At 53.4% G+C, this 20,868-nt stretch carries 19 protein-coding genes; 5 read left to right on the top strand and 14 right to left on the bottom strand.

From position 1 onward, the window contains the following. Positions 1–65: 65 nt before the first annotated feature. A complete protein-coding gene (gene pdxB, locus E4Z61_RS00790; protein ID WP_135321095.1) occupies positions 66–1,202 on the bottom strand; it encodes a 4-phosphoerythronate dehydrogenase PdxB in 1,137 nt (378 codons plus the stop codon). Positions 1,203–1,310: 108 nt separating this feature from the next. Here pdxB and flk point away from each other — a divergent pair, with 108 nt between their 5' ends. Then, positions 1,311–2,312 (top strand): flagella biosynthesis regulator Flk, encoded by a 1,002-nt coding sequence (flk, locus tag E4Z61_RS00785; RefSeq protein ID WP_135324849.1) that lies wholly within the window; start codon positions 1,311–1,313, stop codon positions 2,310–2,312. Here the strand turns inward: flk and E4Z61_RS00780 are convergent. Together E4Z61_RS00780 and fabB are read right to left on the bottom strand one after the other, a co-directional pair. After that, positions 2,309–3,487 (bottom strand): MFS transporter, encoded by a 1,179-nt coding sequence (locus tag E4Z61_RS00780; protein ID WP_135321094.1) that lies wholly within the window; start codon positions 3,485–3,487, stop codon positions 2,309–2,311. The two genes, flk and E4Z61_RS00780, sit on opposite strands and share 4 nt — an antisense overlap. Before the next feature lie 238 nt (positions 3,488–3,725). Next, positions 3,726–4,946: a beta-ketoacyl-ACP synthase I gene (gene fabB, locus E4Z61_RS00775; protein ID WP_135321093.1), complete on the bottom strand. Its 1,221-nt coding sequence runs from the start codon at positions 4,944–4,946 to the stop codon at positions 3,726–3,728. A 159-nt stretch (positions 4,947–5,105) separates the two neighbouring features. On the opposite strand from fabB, the gene mnmC reads away from it, so the two are divergent. Beyond that, the gene (mnmC, locus tag E4Z61_RS00770) at positions 5,106–7,106 is read left to right on the top strand and encodes a bifunctional tRNA (5-methylaminomethyl-2-thiouridine)(34)-methyltransferase MnmC2/FAD-dependent 5-carboxymethylaminomethyl-2-thiouridine(34) oxidoreductase MnmC1 (RefSeq protein ID WP_135321092.1); all 2,001 of its coding nucleotides are present in this window, start codon (positions 5,106–5,108) and stop codon (positions 7,104–7,106) included. Positions 7,107–7,162: 56 nt separating this feature from the next. Here mnmC and E4Z61_RS00765 read toward each other — a convergent pair whose 3' ends face one another. From E4Z61_RS00765 to prmB, 6 genes are read right to left on the bottom strand one after another with little or no spacing between them, the layout of a single operon-like run. Next, complete coding sequence (locus E4Z61_RS00765; protein ID WP_135321091.1) at positions 7,163–7,441, bottom strand: YfcL family protein; 279 nt, start codon at positions 7,439–7,441, stop codon at positions 7,163–7,165. A 32-nt stretch (positions 7,442–7,473) separates the two neighbouring features. After that, the gene (locus E4Z61_RS00760; RefSeq protein ID WP_135321090.1) at positions 7,474–8,022 is read right to left on the bottom strand and encodes an elongation factor P hydroxylase; all 549 of its coding nucleotides are present in this window, start codon (positions 8,020–8,022) and stop codon (positions 7,474–7,476) included. Then, positions 8,022–8,831: a sulfite exporter TauE/SafE family protein gene (locus E4Z61_RS00755; protein WP_135321089.1), complete on the bottom strand. Its 810-nt coding sequence runs from the start codon at positions 8,829–8,831 to the stop codon at positions 8,022–8,024. Before E4Z61_RS00755 ends, E4Z61_RS00760 begins: the two co-directional genes overlap by 1 nt. Then, positions 8,831–9,655 (bottom strand): penicillin-insensitive murein endopeptidase, encoded by an 825-nt coding sequence (mepA, locus tag E4Z61_RS00750; protein WP_135321088.1) that lies wholly within the window; start codon positions 9,653–9,655, stop codon positions 8,831–8,833. The genes E4Z61_RS00755 and mepA overlap by 1 nt, the downstream gene beginning before the upstream one ends. A gap of 3 nt (positions 9,656–9,658) precedes the next feature. Continuing rightward, complete coding sequence (gene aroC / locus E4Z61_RS00745) at positions 9,659–10,744, bottom strand: chorismate synthase (protein WP_135321087.1); 1,086 nt, start codon at positions 10,742–10,744, stop codon at positions 9,659–9,661. A 37-nt stretch (positions 10,745–10,781) separates the two neighbouring features. Next, positions 10,782–11,714 (bottom strand): 50S ribosomal protein L3 N(5)-glutamine methyltransferase, encoded by a 933-nt coding sequence (prmB, locus tag E4Z61_RS00740; protein WP_135321086.1) that lies wholly within the window; start codon positions 11,712–11,714, stop codon positions 10,782–10,784. A 166-nt stretch (positions 11,715–11,880) separates the two neighbouring features. Here prmB and smrB point away from each other — a divergent pair, with 166 nt between their 5' ends. Continuing rightward, positions 11,881–12,432, top strand: coding sequence for an endonuclease SmrB (smrB, locus tag E4Z61_RS00735; protein ID WP_135321085.1), 552 nt, complete (start codon positions 11,881–11,883; stop codon positions 12,430–12,432). Positions 12,433–12,506: 74 nt separating this feature from the next. Here smrB and sixA read toward each other — a convergent pair whose 3' ends face one another. The 4 genes from sixA to E4Z61_RS00715 all read right to left on the bottom strand — a co-directional run bounded on the left by sixA (position 12,507) and on the right by E4Z61_RS00715 (position 17,118). Continuing rightward, positions 12,507–12,992 carry a phosphohistidine phosphatase SixA gene (gene sixA / locus E4Z61_RS00730; protein WP_135321084.1) on the bottom strand — a complete coding sequence of 162 codons (486 nt, stop codon included), beginning with the start codon at positions 12,990–12,992 and terminating at the stop codon, positions 12,507–12,509. A gap of 208 nt (positions 12,993–13,200) precedes the next feature. After that, positions 13,201–15,348: a fatty acid oxidation complex subunit alpha FadJ gene (gene fadJ, locus E4Z61_RS00725; RefSeq protein ID WP_135321083.1), complete on the bottom strand. Its 2,148-nt coding sequence runs from the start codon at positions 15,346–15,348 to the stop codon at positions 13,201–13,203. Beyond that, on the bottom strand, positions 15,348–16,658 hold the full coding sequence (fadI, locus tag E4Z61_RS00720; RefSeq protein ID WP_135321082.1) for an acetyl-CoA C-acyltransferase FadI: 1,311 nt from the start codon (positions 16,656–16,658) through the stop codon (positions 15,348–15,350). The genes fadJ and fadI overlap by 1 nt, the downstream gene beginning before the upstream one ends. A gap of 175 nt (positions 16,659–16,833) precedes the next feature. Beyond that, entirely contained in the window at positions 16,834–17,118 is a 285-nt protein-coding gene (locus E4Z61_RS00715) for a YfcZ/YiiS family protein (protein ID WP_135321081.1), read from the bottom strand. Positions 17,119–17,489: 371 nt separating this feature from the next. On the opposite strand from E4Z61_RS00715, the gene fadL reads away from it, so the two are divergent. Then, positions 17,490–18,770 carry a long-chain fatty acid transporter FadL gene (gene fadL, locus E4Z61_RS00710; protein ID WP_135321080.1) on the top strand — a complete coding sequence of 427 codons (1,281 nt, stop codon included), beginning with the start codon at positions 17,490–17,492 and terminating at the stop codon, positions 18,768–18,770. A gap of 60 nt (positions 18,771–18,830) precedes the next feature. Here the strand turns inward: fadL and mlaA are convergent, their stop codons facing one another. Next, a complete protein-coding gene (mlaA, locus tag E4Z61_RS00705; protein ID WP_135321079.1) occupies positions 18,831–19,586 on the bottom strand; it encodes a phospholipid-binding lipoprotein MlaA in 756 nt (251 codons plus the stop codon). Positions 19,587–19,874: 288 nt separating this feature from the next. Between mlaA and E4Z61_RS00700 the strand changes: the two genes are divergently transcribed. Further along, a complete protein-coding gene (locus E4Z61_RS00700; protein ID WP_135321078.1) occupies positions 19,875–20,822 on the top strand; it encodes a formate/nitrite transporter family protein in 948 nt (315 codons plus the stop codon). Positions 20,823–20,868 lie beyond the last annotated feature (46 nt).

Here is a 20,868-nt window from a genome sequence, read left to right as displayed (position 1 = left end):
TGATTTACTCCAGAAATACGTAAGCGTCCCTGTCGTATTATTCGACAGGGAGCATTAAGAAGACATTAATGTGCCGGGTGATGAACGGCGTTAAAACCCAGCTTACACAACAAGGTAGCTGCAGCGGCGTCGTCACACATCACGTACAAAGACGACCATTCACGGCGCTCAAGATAATTTTTACGCAGTTTATCAAACTCACCCGGAATTCCAGCGACTTTGCGCAGCGGCGCATCATCGCGGCGCACATCATACACTAAATGCACCAGCCTTTTCAGCGTTGGCTGATCTAACGGGCCATGCAGCGTGATACGGCCAAATTCCGGTGCGGGTAACAGGGTGTTCAGCGCAACGTGCTGTTCACGACCGATAAACTTGCTATAGGCCTCAAAAACCTGCGTCGTCCCACGCGCCTTCCCTTCGAGGGTATAACCCGCAATGTGTGCCGTGCCGATATCCGCTTTCTCGAGCAGCGCAACATTCAGATCCGGCTCACCTTCCCAGACATCCAGCACCACGCTCAGACGTTGCCCGGCATTAAGACAGGCCAGCAAAGCGGTATTGTCGATGACAGGCCCACGGCAGGCGTTGATCAGGATAGTGCCCGGCTTCAGTCGGCTAATCAGCGCTTCATCGGCCAGATGCAGGGTTTTGTACCGACCGTCTTTAAACAGCGGCGTATGGAAGGTCAGAATATCGGCTTGCTCAACCAGTTCGTCCAGTGATCGGAAGTCGCCCTCGTCTCCCCGGTCGGCACGCGGTGGATCGCAAAGTAATGTGCGGATCCCTAACGCTTCCAGTCGCGCCTGCAAACGCGCGCCCACATTGCCGACACCAACGATACCTACAGTGCGATCGGCTAACGCAAAACCATCGCGCTCCGCCAGCATCAGCAATGCTGAAAAGACATACTCAACCACCGCAATCGCATTGCAACCGGGCGCGGCGGAGAAGCCAATCTCTGACTGCGCAAGCCAGGATTCATCCACATGGTCAGTGCCTGCGGTTGCCGTTCCGACAAACTTAACCGGTTTTCCGCCAAGCAGTGATTCATTGACTTTCGTCACCGAACGCACCATTAAGGCGTCCGCATCATCCAGTTCTGCGACGGGAATCGGGCGACCTGGAACCGCTTTGACCTCCCCCAAACGACTGAACAGTTCGCGGGCATAGGGCATATTTTCATCAACGAGGATTTTCACGTCTTTCGCACCTGTTTGAGAACGAGAGTTAACCGGGCAAGTGTGCCATAATCTCGTCGCCAGGCATACTGCGAGACCTGGTTAGCAAAGATTTAAGGAATAGAGATGATGCAGCCCATTTCTGGTACGCCCGCGCGCCCTCCCGGTGAAGGCCAAAATGCCCCTTCCGTTGCGGGCGAACAACCGCTATCCACGCAACAACGCACCGTGCTGGAACGACTGATTACTCGTCTGATTTCGCTTACCCAACAGCAAAGCGCCGAGGTGTGGGCCGGAATGAAGCACGATCTTGGCGTCAAGAGCGATACGCCGCTGCAGTCGCGTCACTTTCCTGCTGCAGAACAAAACCTGAACCAACGTCTGGGTGTTGCTCAGCAGAATCATGTCAATCGTCAAGTACTGGCGCAGCTCACTGAATTACTGACCCAGGGAAATAACCGCCAGGCGGTGAGCGATTTTATCCGTCAACAGTACGGACAAACGGCACTCAGCCAGCTCACGCCTGAACAGTTGAAGAATGTGCTGACGCTGCTGCAACAAGGGCAGCTTTCGATTCCTCAACCACAGCAACGTCCGGCAACCGCGCGTCCCTTGTTACCCGCCGAACACAATACGCTGAATCAACTGGTCACAAAGCTGGCGGCTGCCACCGGAGAATCCAGCAAAATGATCTGGCAGTCGATGCTGGAACTGTCCGGTGTAAAAAGCGGCGAGCTAATCCCCGCCAAACAGTTTACGCATCTGGTCACCTGGCTACAGGCGCGCCAGACGCTAAGCCTGCAAAATGCCCCGACCTTGCAAACGCTACAGGCGGCGCTCAAGCAACCGTTAGAGCCAAATGAATTTGCGGCCATCAAAGACTATGCCCAACAGACATATCAACTCCAACCGCAAACGGTTCTTACCGCAGTGCAAGTGCAGGATTTACTTAATCAAATCTTCCTGCGCCGCGCAGAGCGGGAGCGGGAATTAAGCGATCCGCGCCATCTTCAACCAATATATAGCCCGTTCGCGCCGGTAATTGAAACCGTCAAATCGCTGTCGACACGACCGGGATTGCTTTTTGTGGCGTTAATGATTGTTTTAGCCATTTTCTGGCTCGTTGTTTAGCGTTTGCGCAAGGTCAATAGCGTAACGACAATCCCCACTACTGCGGAAATCGCCCCGCCAAGGAATACCGAGGGATAACCGTACGCGGTAGCCAAAACGCCCGCCAGAGGACCACTTACGCCGTAGGAGATATCCTGAAATGCGGCGTAACCGCCGAGCGCGGTCCCACGCACCTGTGCTGGAACGCGCTTCACGACCTCCACACCCAGCGCCGGGAAGATAAGCGAACATCCGGCCCCGGTTAATGCCGCTCCCAACAGCGCAATCCAGGCTGTTGGAGCCTGCCAGAGCAGCACCAGCCCCACGGTTTCAACCAGCAAAGAAACCACCGCCACCTTCACGCCGCCAAACCGATCCGGCATCCAGCCAAACAGAATGCGCATCAGCACAAACGCACCGCCGAACGCGGTCAGGGTAAAGCCTGCCATCGTCCAGCCGTTACTGACAAAATAGAGTGAAATAAACGTGCCAATCACCGCAAAGCCAACACCTTGCAGCGCCAGACCCAGCCCCGGTTTCCAGATAAGTCCAACCACGCTCCACAACGAAGGACGCTCCCCCGTATGGGCTGGCACTTTACGGACCGTACCGTTGAATGCCCACGCCAGCAGCGGCAATGCCATCGTGGTTCCCGCCAGCGCCGCAAAGCCGAAATGGCTGTGGATCAGCAGGCCCAGCGGCGCACCGACCGCCAACGCACCGTAAATCGCCATCCCGTTCCACGACATCACTTTGCCGGAACGTGTTGGCCCAACCAGCCCCAAGCCCCAGGTCAGGGTGCCGGTCAACAACTGGCTTTCACCAAAACCGAGGATCAAACGCCCGACAATCAACAGCGCAAACTTCACCGGTATGGAGACCGGTAATAGCGCAGCCAATAGCCACGCCGCACCTGCCAGCGCACAGGCAAACATCCCCTGCAGCGCCGAACGCTTGGCACCATACTGATCGGCTAAACGCCCGGCGTAGCCACGCGTTAAAACCGTTGCCAGAAACTGAATGCCCACAGCGATACCGACCATGGTATTGCCATAGCCCAGTTCCTGATGCACAAACAGCGGGATGACGGGTAAAGGTAGCCCGACCGTCATATAGGTCAGGAAAACCGCAAAAGCGATACGAAACAGCGAAACATTCGCCGAAGGTGTTTTTTCTTGTTGGGTTACTGCTGTCATGCGTTACTCCAAAATGCAGAGTAAGGCGAGGAATGCCCACGCCCCCTCTACCTGACAATCAGGATTAAGGTGCGTTGGATAACGTTAAACGCTTACGCATTATCATGAGGATAATGTTGAAACTGGAGTCTGCCTGTAAATTGGACCTATTGTCAACGCTATAAAAAGGGAGCCTTGCGGCTCCCTTGTGACCTGATTAGCGAAACGCTGCAGGCATTGACGGATGTCAGTGTCAAACTTACGCTTTCAGCTTACGCATAACCAGCGTGGCGTTGGTGCCGCCAAAGCCGAAGCTGTTGGACATCACGGTAGTCAGTTCTTTCTCAGTCGGTTTGGTCACGATGTTCAGACCCGCAGCCTGTTCGTCCATCTCTTCGATGTTGATGCTTGGTGCGATAAAACCGTGTTCCAGCATCAGCAGGGAGTAGATAGCTTCCTGTACGCCAGCCGCACCCAGTGAGTGACCGGTCATGGCTTTGGTTGCGGAGATCGCCGGGCTGTTGTCGCCAAACACTTCGCGGATTGCGCCCAGCTCTTTCACGTCGCCTACCGGGGTAGAAGTACCGTGAGAGTTCAGGTAGTCGATTGGCGTATCAACGCCGTTCATCGCCATCTGCATGCAGCGCACTGCGCCTTCACCTGATGGAGCCACCATGTCTGCGCCATCGGACGTTGCGCCGTAGCCAACGATTTCAGCATAGATATGCGCGCCACGTGCCAGAGCGTGCTCCAGCTCTTCAACCACAACCATACCGCCGCCGCCTGCAATAACGAAGCCGTCGCGGTTCGCATCATAAGTACGGGATGCTTTTTCCGGGCAGTCGTTATATTTGGTAGACAGTGCGCCCATGGCGTCGAACTCGCAGGCCATTTCCCAGCACAGCTCTTCGCCGCCGCCTGCAAAAACGATATCCTGTTTGCCCAGTTGGATCTGCTCAACCGCGTTGCCGATACAGTGCGATGATGTCGCACAGGCAGAGCTGATGGAGTAGTTCACACCGTGGATTTTGAACGGGGTTGCGAGGCAGGCAGAAACGCCAGAACCCATCGCTTTTGTGACCACATACGGGCCAACCGCTTTCAGGCCACGCGGGCTACGCATTGCGTCAGCACCGAACACCTGAAAACGCGGGGAGCCGCCGCCGGAACCTGCAATCAGGCCAACGCGCGGGTTATTCTGGTAAACGTCTGCAGAGAGGCCGGCATCAGCCACTGCCTGCTCCATAGAAAGGAATGCATAGATGGATGCGTCGCTCATAAAGCGCACAACTTTGCGGTCAATGAGGCCAGTGGTATCCAGTTTTACGTTGCCCCAAACGTGGCTACGCATGCCGGAGTCCTTCAGCTCCTGAGAGAAAGTGATCCCTGAACGTCCTTCACGCAGAGATGCCAGGACTTCCTGCTGGTTATTACCGATGCTGGAAACGATGCCCAAGCCAGTAATCACTGCACGTTTCATTCAATACCTCTGTAAGTCGCACTATTTTAAAGTTTCGAATGGCACAATAGCGTACACTTGTACGCCGAACAAGTCCGATCAGCCATTTAATGTGGAAATTTGCGCACTCAGGCACTCATCGTTAAGATCGAGACACAGCAAGCCAGACGAGTAACTTACGTGAAACAATACGCGATACAACCTGCCAACCTCGAATTCAACGCTGAGGGTACACCTGTTTCCCGAGATTTTGACGATGTCTATTTTTCTAATGATAACGGGCTGGAAGAGACGCGTTATGTCTTTCTCGGCGGCAATCATCTCGCAGACCGATTCCCGACACATCCACGCCCGTTATTCGTGGTGGCGGAAAGCGGTTTTGGCACCGGACTCAACTTCCTCACCCTCTGGCAGGCATTTGCGGCTTTTCGCACTGCGCACCCCGATGCTACCCTGGAAAGATTACATTTCATCAGTTTTGAAAAATACCCGCTAACGCGTGACGATCTGACGTTGGCCCATCAACACTGGCCGGAACTTGCTCCGTGGGCTGAGTCATTACAGGCCCAGTGGCCGCTGCCGTTGGCCGGTTGTCATCGACTGCTGCTGGATGAAGGTCGGGTCACACTGGATTTGTGGTTCGGCGACATTAACGACCTCACCGGTAAACTGGATGAATCCCTGAACCAGCAGGTCGATGCCTGGTTTCTGGATGGTTTCGCGCCGGCAAAAAACCCCGATATGTGGACACCGACGCTGTTTAACGCGATGGCCCGACTGGCCCGTCCGGGCGGGACGCTGGCAACCTTCACCTCCGCAGGCTTTGTTCGCAGGGGATTACAGGACGCCGGTTTCACTATGCAAAAATGCAAAGGCTTCGGGCGTAAACGCGAAATGCTGTGCGGCGTTATGGAACAAAATCTTGCTTTCTCGTCCCCCGCACCATGGTTCTCACGCACGGGTACGGAAAAACGTGAGGCGGCTATTATCGGTGGCGGTATCGCCAGCGCATTGCTGTCGCTGTCACTCTTGCGCCGTGGCTGGCAGGTGACGCTCTATTGCGCTGACGATAAACCTGCACAGGGCGCGTCCGGTAATCGTCAGGGCGCACTGTATCCGTTGCTCAGCAAACATGATGCTGCCATTAATCTCTTTTTCCCCACCGCGTTCACCTTCGCCCGTCGCCTGTATGACTCCCTGCCGGTAGATTTCGCCCACGACTGGTGCGGGGTAACGCAGCTTGCCTGGGATGAAAAAAGCCAACAAAAAATAACCCAGATGCTGTCGCTGGCATTACCCGATGCCCTCGCGCTGGCCGTTGATGCTGAGCAGGTTTTGCAAACGACCGGCGTCGCAACCGACTGCGGCGGTATCCAGTATCCTGCCGGAGGATGGCTATCTCCTGCGCAGTTGACCGCTGCCGTACTGGACTACGCCACAACGCGAGGATTACGCACCCTCTATCAACATTCGCTGGCATCACTTGCACAGCAGGAAGACAACTGGCAACTACAGTTTGCCACTGGCGAAACCGTTGAACATGAAGTGGTGGTGCTGGCGAATGGCCACCGTATAAACCGCTTTGATCAGACCCAGCCGTTACCGCTCTATTCCGTCGGCGGCCAGGTGAGCCATATCCCCACCACGCCTTCACTTTCGGCGCTGCATCAGGTGTTATGTTACGACGGCTACCTCACGCCACAAAACCCGGCCAATCAGCATCATTGTATTGGCGCGAGCTATCATCGCGGTGAGGAAGAGACGGTGTATCGCGAGGACGATCAGCAGCAAAATCGCCAGCGTTTAATCGACTGCTTCCCACATGCCACATGGGCAAAAGAGGTAGATGTCAGTGAGCAAGCTGCGCGCTGTGGCGTCCGCTGCGCCACCCGCGATCACTTACCGATGGTCGGCAATGTACCGGACTATCGCGCCACACTCAGCCAGTACGCCAACCTTGCAGAACGCAAAGAGACCGCCGCGCGCGCGCCGGGTTACCGTGACTTATTTATGCTGGGTGCGCTGGGCTCGCGCGGGCTGTGCTCTGCCCCGCTGTGTGCAGAAATTCTGGCGGCGCAAATGAGTGACGAACCGATCCCAATGGATGCAGAAACCCTTGCAGCGTTGAATCCGAATCGTTTATGGGTGAGAAAATTAGTGAAGGGTAAAGCGGTAAAATAATGAGATCATCATTGCGGACCGGATAAGCAGTTAACGTCACCTGGTCCGCAAGACTATTATTGTTGCGTCGCTTTCTGGAACAACGTGTCCCACATCTCTTTCACTAACGCCTGGTCACGCGGCGAGAGTTCGCCCGCGCTGATGGCTTTTTCCAGGCTGCTGGTGACATTGGCGTACAATGCCTCAGCGGAATGGTCCTCGCCACCGTCAAGTTCTGCCACGGCCAGCGTCAGGTGTCCACGCAAATACCCACTGGCAAACAGCTCATCATCGCTGGCATGTTCTACCATATCGTCGATTAGTGCCAGAATGCGTGATTCAAACTCCGCGATCATCTTCTTTCCTCATTGTGAACGTGGCTGCCGCTTCAGTTGAGCGCTTCGGGCCACGGGAATTGTTCCGCCTTAAGTTCAGGCGTGTGATAATAATTCTGTAGCGCATTAATGAAACGCGCTGGACGCTCAGGGATGCCTTTTTCCAGATACTCCATTACCTGGGCGTGAACACGGCGCTGGAACACCACGCGATCCGGTTCAAAGTCTCCTTCCAGGTTGTCGCAACTGACGTTAAACGGATAGCCCGCCGCCATGCAAAACAGCCAGTCAAACGCCTGCGGCTTCACTTCCACGTCTTCAAACTGACATTGTGTTTTGGCGTCACGCCCATCCGGGCAGTACCAGTAACCAAAATCAACCAGTTCACGACGGGCTTTACCGGCAATACACCAATGCGAAATTTCGTGTAACGCGCTAGCGTAATAGCCATGAGCGAAAACAATACGGTGGTACGGTAATTCCGCATCCGCAGGAAGATAGATCGGTTCGTCGTCGCCTTTAATCAGACGGGTATTAAATTCATCGGCAAAGCAGCCGTTAAAAATATCTATTAACTGTTGGTAGTGATGGGTAGTGTTCATTAGTTCATCCCCAGCCAGTGGAGAATCTCCTGTCCATGATTATCATAAAGTAGCTTGGCGCTCATCACTGCAGAAACAATGACGATCATTGGCCGAATCAGTTTTTGTCCTTTGCTGAGTACCAGTCGCGACCCCATTCGCGCGCCAATAAACTGGCCAATGAGCATCACAAAACCGGTGGCCCAAATCACTTTGCCACCCAGCGCGAACAGTAGCAGCCCACCGATATTTGAGGTGGCATTCAAGACTTTTGCGTGTGCCGTCGATTTTGCAAGATTGTAGCCGCACAACATAACGAAGCAGAGCGCATAAAACGATCCGGCGGCCGGGCCAAAGAAACCATCGTAAAATCCAACACAGCCCCCGGCCACCAGCGCAAAAGGCAAACCATACAGCCGACGCTGTCGGTCTTCTTCACCCACTTTCGGCATTAACAGAAAGTAGAGGCCAATACAGATAACCAGAACCGGCAGGATCTGGCGCAAAATGTCCGACTGTACATGCTGAACCAACAGCGCGCCGCTCATTGAGCCGATAAAGGTCATGGCAATATTGAGCTTCTGATCGGCCAGGTTCACCACGCCACGGCGAATAAAATACAGCGAGGAAGAGATCGATCCCCCACAGGCCTGCAATTTATTGGTTGCCAGCGCCTGTGCTGGCGGCATACCAGCAGCCATCAACGCAGGGATGGTGAGTAAACCGCCGCCCCCCGCCAGAGAATCAATAAATCCCGCCAGCATTGCGACAAAAAAAAGAACACCCAACAACAGTGGAGACACCATAAACAGAGAGGCAAAATTATCCATTAAAGTACATGCTCATCCAGCAGTGCCTGGCAGGAAGGCGGCAACGGTGGCGGTGTCTTCTTCTCAGGCTTGGTGGTTCCAGGTTTTGGAGGTTCGAACCAGCTTTGCAGCTCCGCGCCACAGCCGTCGCCCGGTGGAGGTAACGGTTGATCTTCGCACTCAAGGCTGTCGGCAGGGCAACGTAACCGGACATGCATATGCGCACGATGTTGGAACCATGGCCGCACTTTACGCAACCAGTCCCTGTCGGTCCCTGCATCCAGACAAAGTTGCTGCTTAATTGCCGGATTCACGAAAATACGCGTGACTTCATTATCTTTTGCCGCCAGCCTGATCAGGCTAAAAATCTCCGGCTTCCACAATGACGGAACGACACGTTTTCCGTCCTGTGCAACCAGATCCAACGCCTGAGGCCGCAACAGTTGCGACTGCGTCCAGCGCGTTTTCGGCAGTTGCAGGAAAATATCAACATCCAGTCCCGTCTGGTGGCTGGCATGTCCGCCGTTAAAACGCCCACCGGCTGGCATACCCATATCGCCGATTAACACCGTACCCAGTCCAAGGTTATTGGCCTGGTTGCTCAGACGCTGGATAAACGTCACCAGGTCAGGATGACCAAAATAACGACGTTGATCGGTACGCATCACCTGATAGTGTTCTGACTGCACGGGCAGCGTATCTGCGCCAACAATACAGCCATTGGAGAATGCGCCAATAGACTGCGCACTACCTGCCACCGGGTGAGTAATTTTCTGCCAGGGCGTCGCCGCCAGGCAGGCCGTGCTGGCAAACAGAGCCAGCGCGGCAAGTGCCATTTTTTTCATCTCTTACCAGCGTGGAATGTCAGTATTTACATCCGCATTCTGCGCCCGCTGACGCAGCAGGTGATCCATCAATACAATCGCCAGCATCGCTTCTGCGATCGGCACTGCACGGATCCCAACGCACGGATCGTGGCGTCCTTTGGTTATCATTTCGACTTCTTCACCGAAGCGGTTAATCGTGCGCCCGGGAACGGTAATACTGGAAGTCGGTTTCAGCGCCATATGTGCAACAATTTGTTGCCCGCTGCTGATCCCACCCAGAATGCCGCCAGCATGGTTGCTCTGGAAACCTTCTTTGGTGATTTCATCACGGTTCTGACTGCCGCGCAGCGCAACAACCTCGAAGCCGTCGCCAATCTCCACGCCTTTTACCGCATTAATGCTCATCAACGCATGAGCGATGTCAGCATCCAGTCGGTCAAAAACAGGCTCACCGAGACCGGCCGGTACGTGGCTTGCAACCACGGTCACTTTTGCTCCGATGGAATCTCCCTCTTTCTTGAGCGCGCGCATCAGTTCATCCAGCGCCGTGATTTTATCCGGATCCGGGCAAAAGAACGGATTAAGCTCGACCTGAGACCAGTCTTTAATCTCCAGCGGAATATCGCCCATCTGGGTCAGACAACCACGGATTTCAACGCCAAATTTTTCCGCCAGATATTTTTTTGCAATCGCTCCGGCCGCCACGCGCATTGCCGTTTCGCGCGCGGATGAACGCCCGCCGCCACGGTAGTCACGCAGGCCATATTTCTGCTCGTAGGTGTAGTCGGCATGGCCCGGACGAAAAACATCCTTGATCGCGCCGTAATCCTGCGAACGCTGATCGGTATTTTCAATCAACAGGCCAATACTGGTACCGGTGGTGACACCTTCAAACACGCCAGAGAGGATCTTCACCTGATCCGGCTCGCGACGTTGCGTAGTGTAACGCGAGGTTCCCGGACGACGTCTGTCAAGATCGTGCTGCAGGTCAGCTTCAGTCAGAGGAATGCCCGGCGGAACACCATCCACGATACAGCCGAGCGCCAGCCCGTGTGATTCGCCGAAGGTCGTTACGCGAAAGAGTTGTCCAATTGTGTTTCCTGCCATCACCGCTCCGTTATCGTTGTTGTGTGTGCGTGTGCCGTTAATCTTTATAGATGCTGAAATGTTCGCGTGCAGCGATCAGCTGCTCTTTTGTCAGCATAAATACACCTTCGCCGCCATTGTCGAATTCCAGCCACGTAAACGGCACATCCGGATATTGTTCCATCAGATGTACCATGCTGTTACCGACTTCACAAATCAGAATACCGTTGTCTGACAGGTAGTCCGGCGCGTTGCCCAGAATGCGGCGGGTGAGCTTCAGCCCATCGCTGCCCGACGCCAGGCCCAGCTCAGGTTCGTGGCGATACTCATTAGGCAGATCGGACATATCTTCCGCATCGACATACGGAGGGTTGGTCACAATCAGGTCATACTGCACTTTCAACAAGTCACGGAACAGATCGGAGCGGATCGGTGTCACGTGATGGATCAAACCATGTTCTTCAATATTGTGCTCGGTCACCGCCAGCGCATCAGTGGAAATATCGACCGCGTCCACTTCGGCTTCCGGGAAGGCATACGCACAGGCAATTGCGATACAACCGCTGCCGGTACACATATCGAGAATGTGCTGCGGCTGCTCGCTGATAAGACCGGCAAAGCGATTATTAATCAACTCGCCAATCGGTGAACGCGGCACCAGTACGCGTTCATCGACATAGAATTCGTGGCCGCAGAACCAGGCTTTGTTGGTCAGGTAAGCAACCGGGATGCGTTCGTTAACGCGGCGTATCACACGCTCAACAATACGGTGGCGTTCGCTGGAGGTCAGGCGCGCGGTGCGCATATCTTCAGGAATATCCAGCGGCAGGTAGAGCGACGGCAGCACCAACTGTACCGCTTCATCCCATGGGTTATCCGTCCCGTGACCATACCAGATATTCGCCGCGCTAAAACGGCTGACCGCCCAACGCAACATGTCCTGAATGGTATGCAGTTCACTCACTGCTTCATCAACGAAAATTTTATCCACGTATTCCTCCAGGGCATGCTCGTATTAAATTCGGCGGCTAGTTTGCCACGAAGACGGCGATAAATCAGCATTCACGCGGAGCCTGAGCGCGAAAATTGCGTTTTAAGCGATCGGATGCCTGCCGAGTCGGGTTAAACTAACGAAAAATAAAAGATGAGACGCTCAAATGAAAAAGAAAACATCGCTCAGCGAGGAGGATCAGACGCTGTTTCGCCAGCTGATGACCGGCACTCGTCAAATTAAGCAGGACACTATTGTCCATCGGACACCGCGTAAAAAAATCACCGAGGTGCCGGTCAAAAGGCTGTTGCAGGAACAGGCTGATGCCAGCCACTATTTCTCTGATGAATTTCAGCCGCTGCTGAATACGGAAGGTCCGGTAAGATATCTGCGCGCCGACGTCAGCCACTTTGAACTGAAGAAAATGCGCCGTGGCGACTATTCCCCGGAGCTGTTTCTTGATTTACACGGACTGACGCAACAGCAGGCTAAACAGGAACTCGGCGCGCTGATTGCCGCCTGTCGTCGTGAACACGTTTTCTGCGCCTGTGTCATGCATGGCCACGGAAAGCACGTCCTGAAACAGCAAACACCACTTTGGCTGGCACAACACCCGCATGTGATGGCTTTTCATCAGGCACCCAAAGAGTACGGCGGCGACGCCGCGTTGCTGTTGCTGGTTGAAGTGGAGGAGTGGCTACCGCCAGAGCTTCCCTGAGTACGGAAAACAGAAAGAGCCGCAGTTGCGGCTCTTTGATTTTCCGGATAGCGGCTTAGCCTTATCCTGCCTGATTAAATCGCTTTTGCCATTTTCAGGTTACATGGGCTCATCTGCCAGTTGAAAATCCCCTTCCCGCTCTCATCAAGCGTTACGCTGGCAATCGCAGATGTGGTAAACATCGGCGGCGTTTCACCCGGACACAACTCGGACACGAGATATCCCACCAAAGGCAAGTGAGAAATGACCAGCGCCGTGGCGACACCTTCATTGGCCAGAGCCTGTAAATAGGCGCTGACCAGACCGACATCGCCGCAGGGAGTCAGCTCCGGCAAAACATCCACACCGGCTGGCAGGTTCATACACTCCCCGACCACGTCCAGCGTTTGTTCGGCTCGCAGGAACGGGCTCACCAGAACACGTTCGATATCCACTTTTTGACCTTTCAGCCAGTTCGCCATCAGGCGAGATTCATCACAACCGCAGGAGGTTAAGGGACGAACCGAATCACTGGCGGCATCGAGGGCCGCGTCGCCGTGACGCATGATAAAAACTTGCATATTGCACCGCTTTTGTTAACCAGAAACACCAACATCTTTAGCCAAAGCCCCTATTGGCGATGGTAAATTTGTGGTGGCCGGCATTGTGCCTTATCCATTCACCGAATGAAACGCTGTTTTTTACCTTAATGGCGTAAGTATAGTCAATCTCTGTTTACATTTTGAGCGTAAGCCATACATTCAGTGCGGATTCATCTTACATTTGACCTCATGAATTCAGGTCAGTTTCCCCAATATTCCAGAATCTTTCACCGCGATCCGCCATCTGCAATAACTGCTCGCACGGTGTAAACCGCGAGCCGTATTGCGTGGTCAGTCGTTGCAGAACTGCAACCACTTCACCCGCACCGAGGGAGTCCATATACCGGAACGGGCCGCCGAGGAATGGCGGAAAACCAATACCAAATACCGCGCCAATGTCGCCATCGCGCGCGCTGCGGATAATCTGCTCATCGAAGCAACGTGCAGCTTCGTTAAGCATTAACATGACACATCGTTCTGCAATCTGTGGGGCACTGAGTCTGCTCTGCCCCTGAGCGCCAATAAGCGTATAAATTGCAGGGTCGACCTGTTTTTTGCTTTTACGCCCTTTCGCACCATAAAGATAGAAACCCCGACCATTTTTTCTACCTTTGCGATCGTCATTCAAAATTGAAGCAACAATATTTGCAGGCGCGCTAAAACGTTCACCATAAGCCGCTTCCAGTACAGGTATAATTTTAGTGCCCGTGTCAATTCCGACCTCATCCAAAAGTTGGATTGGCCCTACCGGAAAACCAAACTTTACCAACGCGGCATCAATCTGCTCGACGCGTTCGCCTTCGGTCAGTAAGCGGATGGCTTCATTGATGTACGGGGCAAGAATGCGATTCACATAGAACCCGGCCTTATCACGTACCACAATCGGTGTTTTGCCTTGTTTTTTCGCCAACTTAACGGTTGTTGCAATCGTCTGTTCAGACGTTGCAGCATGCGGGATGACTTCTACCAGCGGCATCTTTTCCACTGGGCTAAAGAAGTGCAAACCAATGACCTGCTCAGGCCTTGCTGCGTTAGCCGCAATATCGCCAATCGGTAAAGATGAGGTGTTAGAGGCAAAAATGGTGTGAGGGGCGCAATTGTGCTCAATGTCTGCCACCATCTGTTGTTTTAATGCCAGATCTTCAAACACCGCCTCAATAACCAGATCGCGATGCGCAATACCGCGAAAATCGGTGGTGCCTGAAATCAGCGCCAGCTGTTTATCACGCTCACCGGATTTGATATGACGGCGACGCACTTTCGTTTCAAGCTGATCCCAGCTGTACTTCAGCGCGTGGTTGATTCCCTTAGTATTAATATCTTTGATGCGCACTGGCAAACCACCTTTACAGGCCGTCACGTAAGCAATACCACCGCCCATCAGACCGCCGCCCAGAACCCCTACGCTGTTAAGCGGACCCGGTTGTGCCTCGCTGCCAGGATCTTTTTTCACGTCGGTGTTTGCAAAAAAGATGTTACGCAGGGCCTGAGACTGTGGCGTCATCGCCAGCTCACCAAACGCACGAGCTTCTGCGTCATAGCCACTGCTGCTGCCCTGTGCCAGACCGGTTTCAATCACCTCAAGGATGCGGTCCGTTGCAGGGTAATTTCCCTGCGTTTTTTGCGCCGTCTTTTTACTAACCATACGAAACAACAGCGCCCGCCCCAACGGTCCGGCCAGAATACGTTCCCGCACAGGCAGACTGCGGTTTGCTGAGCTTTCCTTTTTAGCCAGTTCCACCGCCGCTTCCAACAAAATAGTCTGTGGCACAACTTCGTCCACCAGCCCCACTTTCAGCGCTTGTTTAGCACGTAATTGTTTACCGGTCAGGATCATGTCCAGCGCGGTACTGACGCCAATCAGGCGCGGTAACCGCTGCGTACCACCGGAACCGGGCAACAGGCCAAGCTGTACTTCTGGCAGGCCCAATACGGTTTTGACGTCATCGGTACAAATACGGTTGTGGCACGCCAGTGCCATCTCCAGACCGCCGCCCAGGCAGGCCCCATGAATAGCTGCGATAACCGGGATCGGCAACGCATTAATTTCCGCCATAATCTGCTGCCCCTGGCGGGCCAGAGTTTCGGCTTCCTGCGCACTCCGACAATTGCCGATCATGTTAATATCCGCCCCAGCGATAAAATTATCGGGTTTAGCTGAAATGAACACGACACCGCGCAGATCTTTGTTTTCGCGAATTTGTTTCAGAATAGCCCGCACCTGAGAAGCAAACTCCGCTTTCAGGGTATTCATTTTCTCTCCGGGCACGTCAATGGAAACTATCGCCACGTTATCCAGACGCACATGTAACGTAAAAGCCGATGTCATTTCCATTATTCCGCCTCCAGAACCATTGCCGCACCCAGGCCACCTGCCGCACACGCGGTGACCAGACCAAATCCACCGCCACGACGTCGTAGTTCATGAAGCGTTTGGGTGATCATTCGCGCGCCGGTCGCGGCGAACGGGTGTCCATAGGCAATCGAACCGCCCAGTACGTTAAATTTGCTGTCATCCACTTCGCCAGTGGCATGTGCCCTACCCAGTACGTCACGGGCAAATCGTTCGCTGCCAAGCAGTTGAACATTCGCCAGCGTCTGTGCGGCAAAAGCTTCATGCATATCAATAAGCGAGAGATCGGCCATGGTCAGGCCTGCACGCTCAAGAGCCAGCGGCGTCGACCACGCCGGCCCCAACAGCATATCCTGCCAGACGTCGATGGCGGTAAACGCAAAACTGCGCAGATAACCCAGCGGCACCAGCCCCAGCTCCTTAGCACGAGACTCCGTCATCAAAATCACCGCGGCGGCGCCATCGGTCAACGGCGTACTGTTTGCCGCCGTGACGGTGCCGTGTTTTCTGTCAAATGCCGGGCGCAGTTTGGCGTAATCCGCCAGCGTAGAGTTACCGCGAATATTGTTATCTTCAGAAAAAGGATCGTTAAACGGCGGGGCATAAGTGGTCATCACCTCATCTGCCAGCTTGCCTTCTGCCCAGGCCTGAGCGGCGCGCTGATGCGAACGATGCGCCAGCGCATCCTGTTGCTCACGCGTGATGCCGTAGGTTTTCGCCATTTGCTCCGCCGTGTCCCCCATGCGCAAGCCGGTGGAATACTCCGCAACCGCAGGCGGAACCGGCATCAAATCACGCAAACGCAGTCGGGAAAATAGCTTCAGCCGCTGACCGGTAGTGCGGGCTTTATTCACGTCTACCAACACCCGTGCCAGCTTTTTGCTCACGCCAATCGGCAAAACAGATGAAGAATCCGCCCCGCCAGCAATGCCCGCACGGATGGTTCCCGCCATCAGGCTTTCCGCAACATTCGCCACTGCCTGAAAACTGGTGGCGCAGGCTCTGCTCACGCTGTAAGCATCGGTATGCACGTTCATCCCGGTGCCCAGTACTATTTCCCGGGCAATGTTTGGCGCTTCCGGCATCTGCACGACCTGACCAAACACCAGTTGCTCAATGACATCGGCAGGAATTTCACTGCGCGCCAGCAGTTCGCCGACGACCATTTTTCCCAAATCAACGGCGGGAATGCCATGAAACGCGGTCGCCTGACGGGCAAATGGCGTACGCAGCCCGCTCACAATGGCGATGCGATCGCCCTGACGGGTAACCAGCGGTAAAGCCTGACTCATAACACTCCCCTGTAAAAAATAAAATAAGTGGTCTGACCTGATCACAGTCTTAACCAATTTTTTACATTTAGCCAAGCGGAGAGAAAAGAAAGTGGGAGCTATGACACAGTGAATAATCACTGCTTGTTACGAAAATGCCCTTGTCCGAAGGTGGCAAGGGCATTGAAAGAAGGGATTAACGCAGACCCAACTGGAAGATCAGGGTTTCGGCTTCGCAGGCGAAAACAAAATCAATATCCAGACGAACACCTTCTGCCTCTTCAGTAAAGGTCGAGGTGATTTGGCAAGGTTCAGATTCTACGCCACGCGCCTTCTCGGTCAGAGCGGCCAGCGTTTCTTCTGCCTGTGCGCGAGTTGCGAACACACGGCTGTATGACGCGGTGCAATCGGTGTTGTCCATGATGGTACCAACATCCATACAGCAGCAAACCGGGGTTTCATCAGCACTGCATTTACTCATTGTAGATTTCCTCTGTATTCGCACCTGAGGTGCCAGATAAACGTTAGAGATATTTTACGCTCCCATTTTTCTCCTCTCCAGTCGTTAATTGTGCGAAATGAGATAAGCGACCGAAATCACACTTAAAAATGATCCAAAACAAAAATCGCCCAAACAGGTGAGTGCGCATCACGGCAATTTTGCCAGCTGGATCGCGTTTTTAAGATCATATTTGAAAAAATTTATAAACATACTTGCAACATTCCATCTGGTCAGACCTATACTCTCGCCACTGGTCTGATTTCTATGTGGTACCTCAGACCCTACACTTCGCGCTCCTGTTACGGTATGTAACATTGTTTGTATAAAAATAAATCAATGAGGTTATGGTCATGAGCCAGAAAACCCTGTTTACAAAGTCTGCTCTCGCAGTCGCAGTGGCAATTATCTCCACACAGGCCTGGTCTGCAGGCTTTCAGTTAAACGAATTTTCTTCCTCTGGCCTTGGCCGGGCATATTCGGGTGAAGGCGCAATCGCAGACGACGCAGGTAACGCCAGTCGTAACCCGGCACTGATCATGATGTTCGATCGCCCTACTTTCTCAGCAGGTGCGGTGTATATCGATCCAGACGTTAATATCTCCGGTAAATCGCCGTTCACCGGGCGCAGCACCGACGCGGACAATATCGCCCCAACGGCATGGGTGCCGAATGCTCACTTTGTGATGCCTATTAACGAGCAGTTTGGCTGGGGAGCGTCTGTCACCTCTAACTATGGCCTGGCTACCGAATTTAACGACAGCTACATTGTCGGCGAATACGGCGGCAAGACCGACCTTAAAACGGTCAACCTTAACCTCAGCGGTGCTTATCGTCTGAATGATAGTTGGAGCTTCGGTCTCGGTTTTAACGCCGTTTATGCCGACGCCAAAATTGAACGCTATTCTGGTGAAATGACCGCCGCATTACCGAAAGTCAGCCCTAAGATTGCTAGCATGGAAGGAGATGAATGGGGTTACGGCTGGAATGCGGGTATTTTGTACGAACTGGATAAAGATAACCGTTGGGGCTTAACCTACCGTTCAGAAGTTAAAATTGATTTCGACGGCGATTATAAGAGCGGCATCCGCTCCCAGGCCAACGCGTTACCGGGCGCTGGTGTGACGTTCCCATGGGGCACCACAAACACCACAGTTCCGGGCGCTTTAACGCTTAATCTGCCGGAAATGTGGGAACTGTCTGGCTACAACCGCGTTGCACCACAATGGGCCGTTCACTACAGCATCGCTTACACCAGCTGGAGCCAGTTCCAGGAGCTGAAAGCGACGGGTACCAACGGACAAACGCTGTTCTACAAAGAAGAAGGCTTCCGCGACTCTTACCGCCTCGCGCTGGGTACGACCTACTATATGGATAAAAACTGGACGTTCCGTACTGGTATCGCCTACGACGATAGCCCGGTCCCTGCGGATAAGCGCTCCATCTCCATTCCAGACCAGGATCGCCTGTGGCTGAGCGCAGGTACCACCTACGCGTTCAATGAAGATGCATCTATCGACATCGGTGCTTCTTATATGCACGGGCAGAACGTGACAATCAAAGAAGGTCCGTATACATTCGAATCTGAAGGTAAAGCCTGGCTGTTTGGTACCAACTTTAACTACGCATTCTGATTTTCTTCAGACGTAAAAAAGGTGAGCTTTTTAGCTCACCTTTTTATTTGCGCCAATTCCTTACTCGGAATCGATATCTTTTAAATCATCCTGAATAGCTTGCGCGTTCGGGTTTTCTTCTGGTTTGAGTTTCCCACCGTTCGCGATGAAGTCATGACGCTGGAAGTAGGCTTCACGCACCATGATGTAAGGATCGGAAGATTGACGCAGCAGACCGTCGGAGTCGAGCAGTTGCGCGCGGGTTTCAATTCCTTCAATCGTCCATTTACCGACCGACAACGGCCAGGTCAGCCACGACAGCACTGGATACAGCGTATCCACCATATCACCACCGTCATCACGTACCGTGAAGCTGCCGTAGAACGGAAGCTGCATATACGGTCCATAACCCACGTCATAGTGGCCTAACGTACTGCCGAAACGATGTGGCTCAACGCGCTGCAGTTTTGGATTAGCCATGCCCGCAACATCGATAAAGCCCCCCATACCTAACAAGGTGTTCAGGAAGAAACGGGTGAAATGCACCATTCCCTGATAGGGATCGCCCTGCAGGAAATAGTTGACCATGACGGCTGGCTCTTCGAGGTTGCCAGTAAAGTTACTCAAACCGTTTCTGGCTGGCTGCGGAACATAATCACGCCAGGCTACAGCCACCGGTCGAACAATATACGGATCCAACACATTAAAGTTGAAGTTGTACATGGTGCGGTTGAACCCTTCAAACGGATCCGAGCGCCCCTGCTGTTCTGTACCGGAGCTCGCACATCCCACCAAAAGTGTGGTTCCCAGCGCAAGCGCCGACAGGCGAAGCTTCATAAGTGTCTCCCTGTATTTTATGGCTATCGCTGATTGCCATCCGTGACGGAACGATAAGGTATCCGCCGGTTTAGATGTGAGCGATTGTAACAGCACGTCAAACGATGTCTATATACCCTAACTTACTGATTTGATCATAGCCTGGTAAGGTAGACCTCGCGGTCTTTCTATTTTATCGAATCCGATAAATACAAACGTTACCATTTTTGCGATTTCAGAGTTTCTCCCGCCAGTTTCTGGATAAAAACCGCTACGCTTTAGCAATACGTGCTTATTCGGGGCTCAGAGATGAATGACATCAACAAAGAAAAAATTGATCAACACAGTGACGAACTCGAAGTTGAAAGCGAAGAAAAGTTGCAGGGTAAGAAGATAGAGCTCGACGAAGACCGGCTCCCTTCCCGCGCAATGGCGATCCATGAACATATCCGCCAGGACGGGGAAAAAGAGATGGAACGCGATGCGATGGCGCTGCTGTGGTCAGCGATTGCCGCCGGGTTGTCGATGGGGGCCTCCTTACTGGCAAAAGGCATTTTTCACGTACAGCTAGAAGGCGTTCCTGGCGGGTTCTTACTGGAAAACCTCGGCTATACCTTCGGGTTTATCATCGTCATCATGGCTCGCCAGCAACTGTTTACCGAAAACACCGTGACCGCCGTACTGCCTGTCATGCAAAACCCAACCATCGGTAATTTTGGCTTGCTGATGCGTCTGTGGAGCGTGGTCTTGCTGGGTAATATTATCGGTACTGGTCTTGCGGCATGGGCGTTTGAATATATGCCGATTTTTGATGAAGAAACTCGCGATGCCTTTGTTAAAATTGGAATGGACGTCATGAAAAACAGTCCAGCGGAGATGTTTGCCAACGCGATTATTTCCGGCTGGCTGATCGCCACCATGGTGTGGATGTTTCCTGCAGCAGGTGCGGCAAAAATCGTCGTCATTGTCCTGATGACCTGGCTTATTGCGCTGGGCGATACCACACACATCGTCGTCGGCTCGGTTGAAATTCTCTATCTGGTCTTTAACGGCACGCTGCACTGGAGCGACTTCTTCTGGCCCTTTGCACTTCCAACGCTGGCCGGGAATATCTGCGGTGGAACGTTTATCTTCGCGTTGATGAGCCACGCGCAGATCCGCAATGACATGAGCAATAAGCGTAAGGAAGAAGCCCGGTTACAGGCTGAGCGGGAACAACGAATGCAGAAATCTAAGAAAAACAGTCCTGAATGGTGACTGTTTGAGCAGTCAGGCGGACACAGACTTACCGTTGAGGGGAAAA

Origin of the sequence: Citrobacter tructae, from assembly GCF_004684345.1 — a bacterium.
Lineage (GTDB): Bacteria > Pseudomonadota > Gammaproteobacteria > Enterobacterales > Enterobacteriaceae > Citrobacter > Citrobacter tructae.
Note: the sequence above shows the minus strand (reverse complement) of the source record. Positions and strands in the feature narration are given on the sequence as shown.

What these genes read in the sequence shown, in the direction of transcription:
- flk (WP_135324849.1), top strand. Translation starts at nt 1,311, where the DNA reads ATGCAGCCCATTTCTGGTACGCCCGCGCGCCCTCCCGGTGAAGGCCAA.
- E4Z61_RS00780 (WP_135321094.1), bottom strand. Translation starts at nt 3,487, where the DNA reads ATGACAGCAGTAACCCAACAAGAAAAAACACCTTCGGCGAATGTTTCG.
- fabB (WP_135321093.1), bottom strand. Translation starts at nt 4,946, where the DNA reads ATGAAACGTGCAGTGATTACTGGCTTGGGCATCGTTTCCAGCATCGGT.
- E4Z61_RS00765 (WP_135321091.1), bottom strand. Translation starts at nt 7,441, where the DNA reads ATGATCGCGGAGTTTGAATCACGCATTCTGGCACTAATCGACGATATG.
- E4Z61_RS00760 (WP_135321090.1), bottom strand. Translation starts at nt 8,022, where the DNA reads ATGAACACTACCCATCACTACCAACAGTTAATAGATATTTTTAACGGC.
- E4Z61_RS00755 (WP_135321089.1), bottom strand. Translation starts at nt 8,831, where the DNA reads ATGGATAATTTTGCCTCTCTGTTTATGGTGTCTCCACTGTTGTTGGGT.
- mepA (WP_135321088.1), bottom strand. Translation starts at nt 9,655, where the DNA reads ATGAAAAAAATGGCACTTGCCGCGCTGGCTCTGTTTGCCAGCACGGCC.
- aroC (WP_135321087.1), bottom strand. Translation starts at nt 10,744, where the DNA reads ATGGCAGGAAACACAATTGGACAACTCTTTCGCGTAACGACCTTCGGC.
- smrB (WP_135321085.1), top strand. Translation starts at nt 11,881, where the DNA reads ATGAAAAAGAAAACATCGCTCAGCGAGGAGGATCAGACGCTGTTTCGC.
- sixA (WP_135321084.1), bottom strand. Translation starts at nt 12,992, where the DNA reads ATGCAAGTTTTTATCATGCGTCACGGCGACGCGGCCCTCGATGCCGCC.
- fadJ (WP_135321083.1), bottom strand. Translation starts at nt 15,348, where the DNA reads ATGGAAATGACATCGGCTTTTACGTTACATGTGCGTCTGGATAACGTG.
- fadI (WP_135321082.1), bottom strand. Translation starts at nt 16,658, where the DNA reads ATGAGTCAGGCTTTACCGCTGGTTACCCGTCAGGGCGATCGCATCGCC.
- E4Z61_RS00715 (WP_135321081.1), bottom strand. Translation starts at nt 17,118, where the DNA reads ATGAGTAAATGCAGTGCTGATGAAACCCCGGTTTGCTGCTGTATGGAT.
- fadL (WP_135321080.1), top strand. Translation starts at nt 17,490, where the DNA reads ATGAGCCAGAAAACCCTGTTTACAAAGTCTGCTCTCGCAGTCGCAGTG.
- mlaA (WP_135321079.1), bottom strand. Translation starts at nt 19,586, where the DNA reads ATGAAGCTTCGCCTGTCGGCGCTTGCGCTGGGAACCACACTTTTGGTG.
- E4Z61_RS00700 (WP_135321078.1), top strand. Translation starts at nt 19,875, where the DNA reads ATGAATGACATCAACAAAGAAAAAATTGATCAACACAGTGACGAACTC.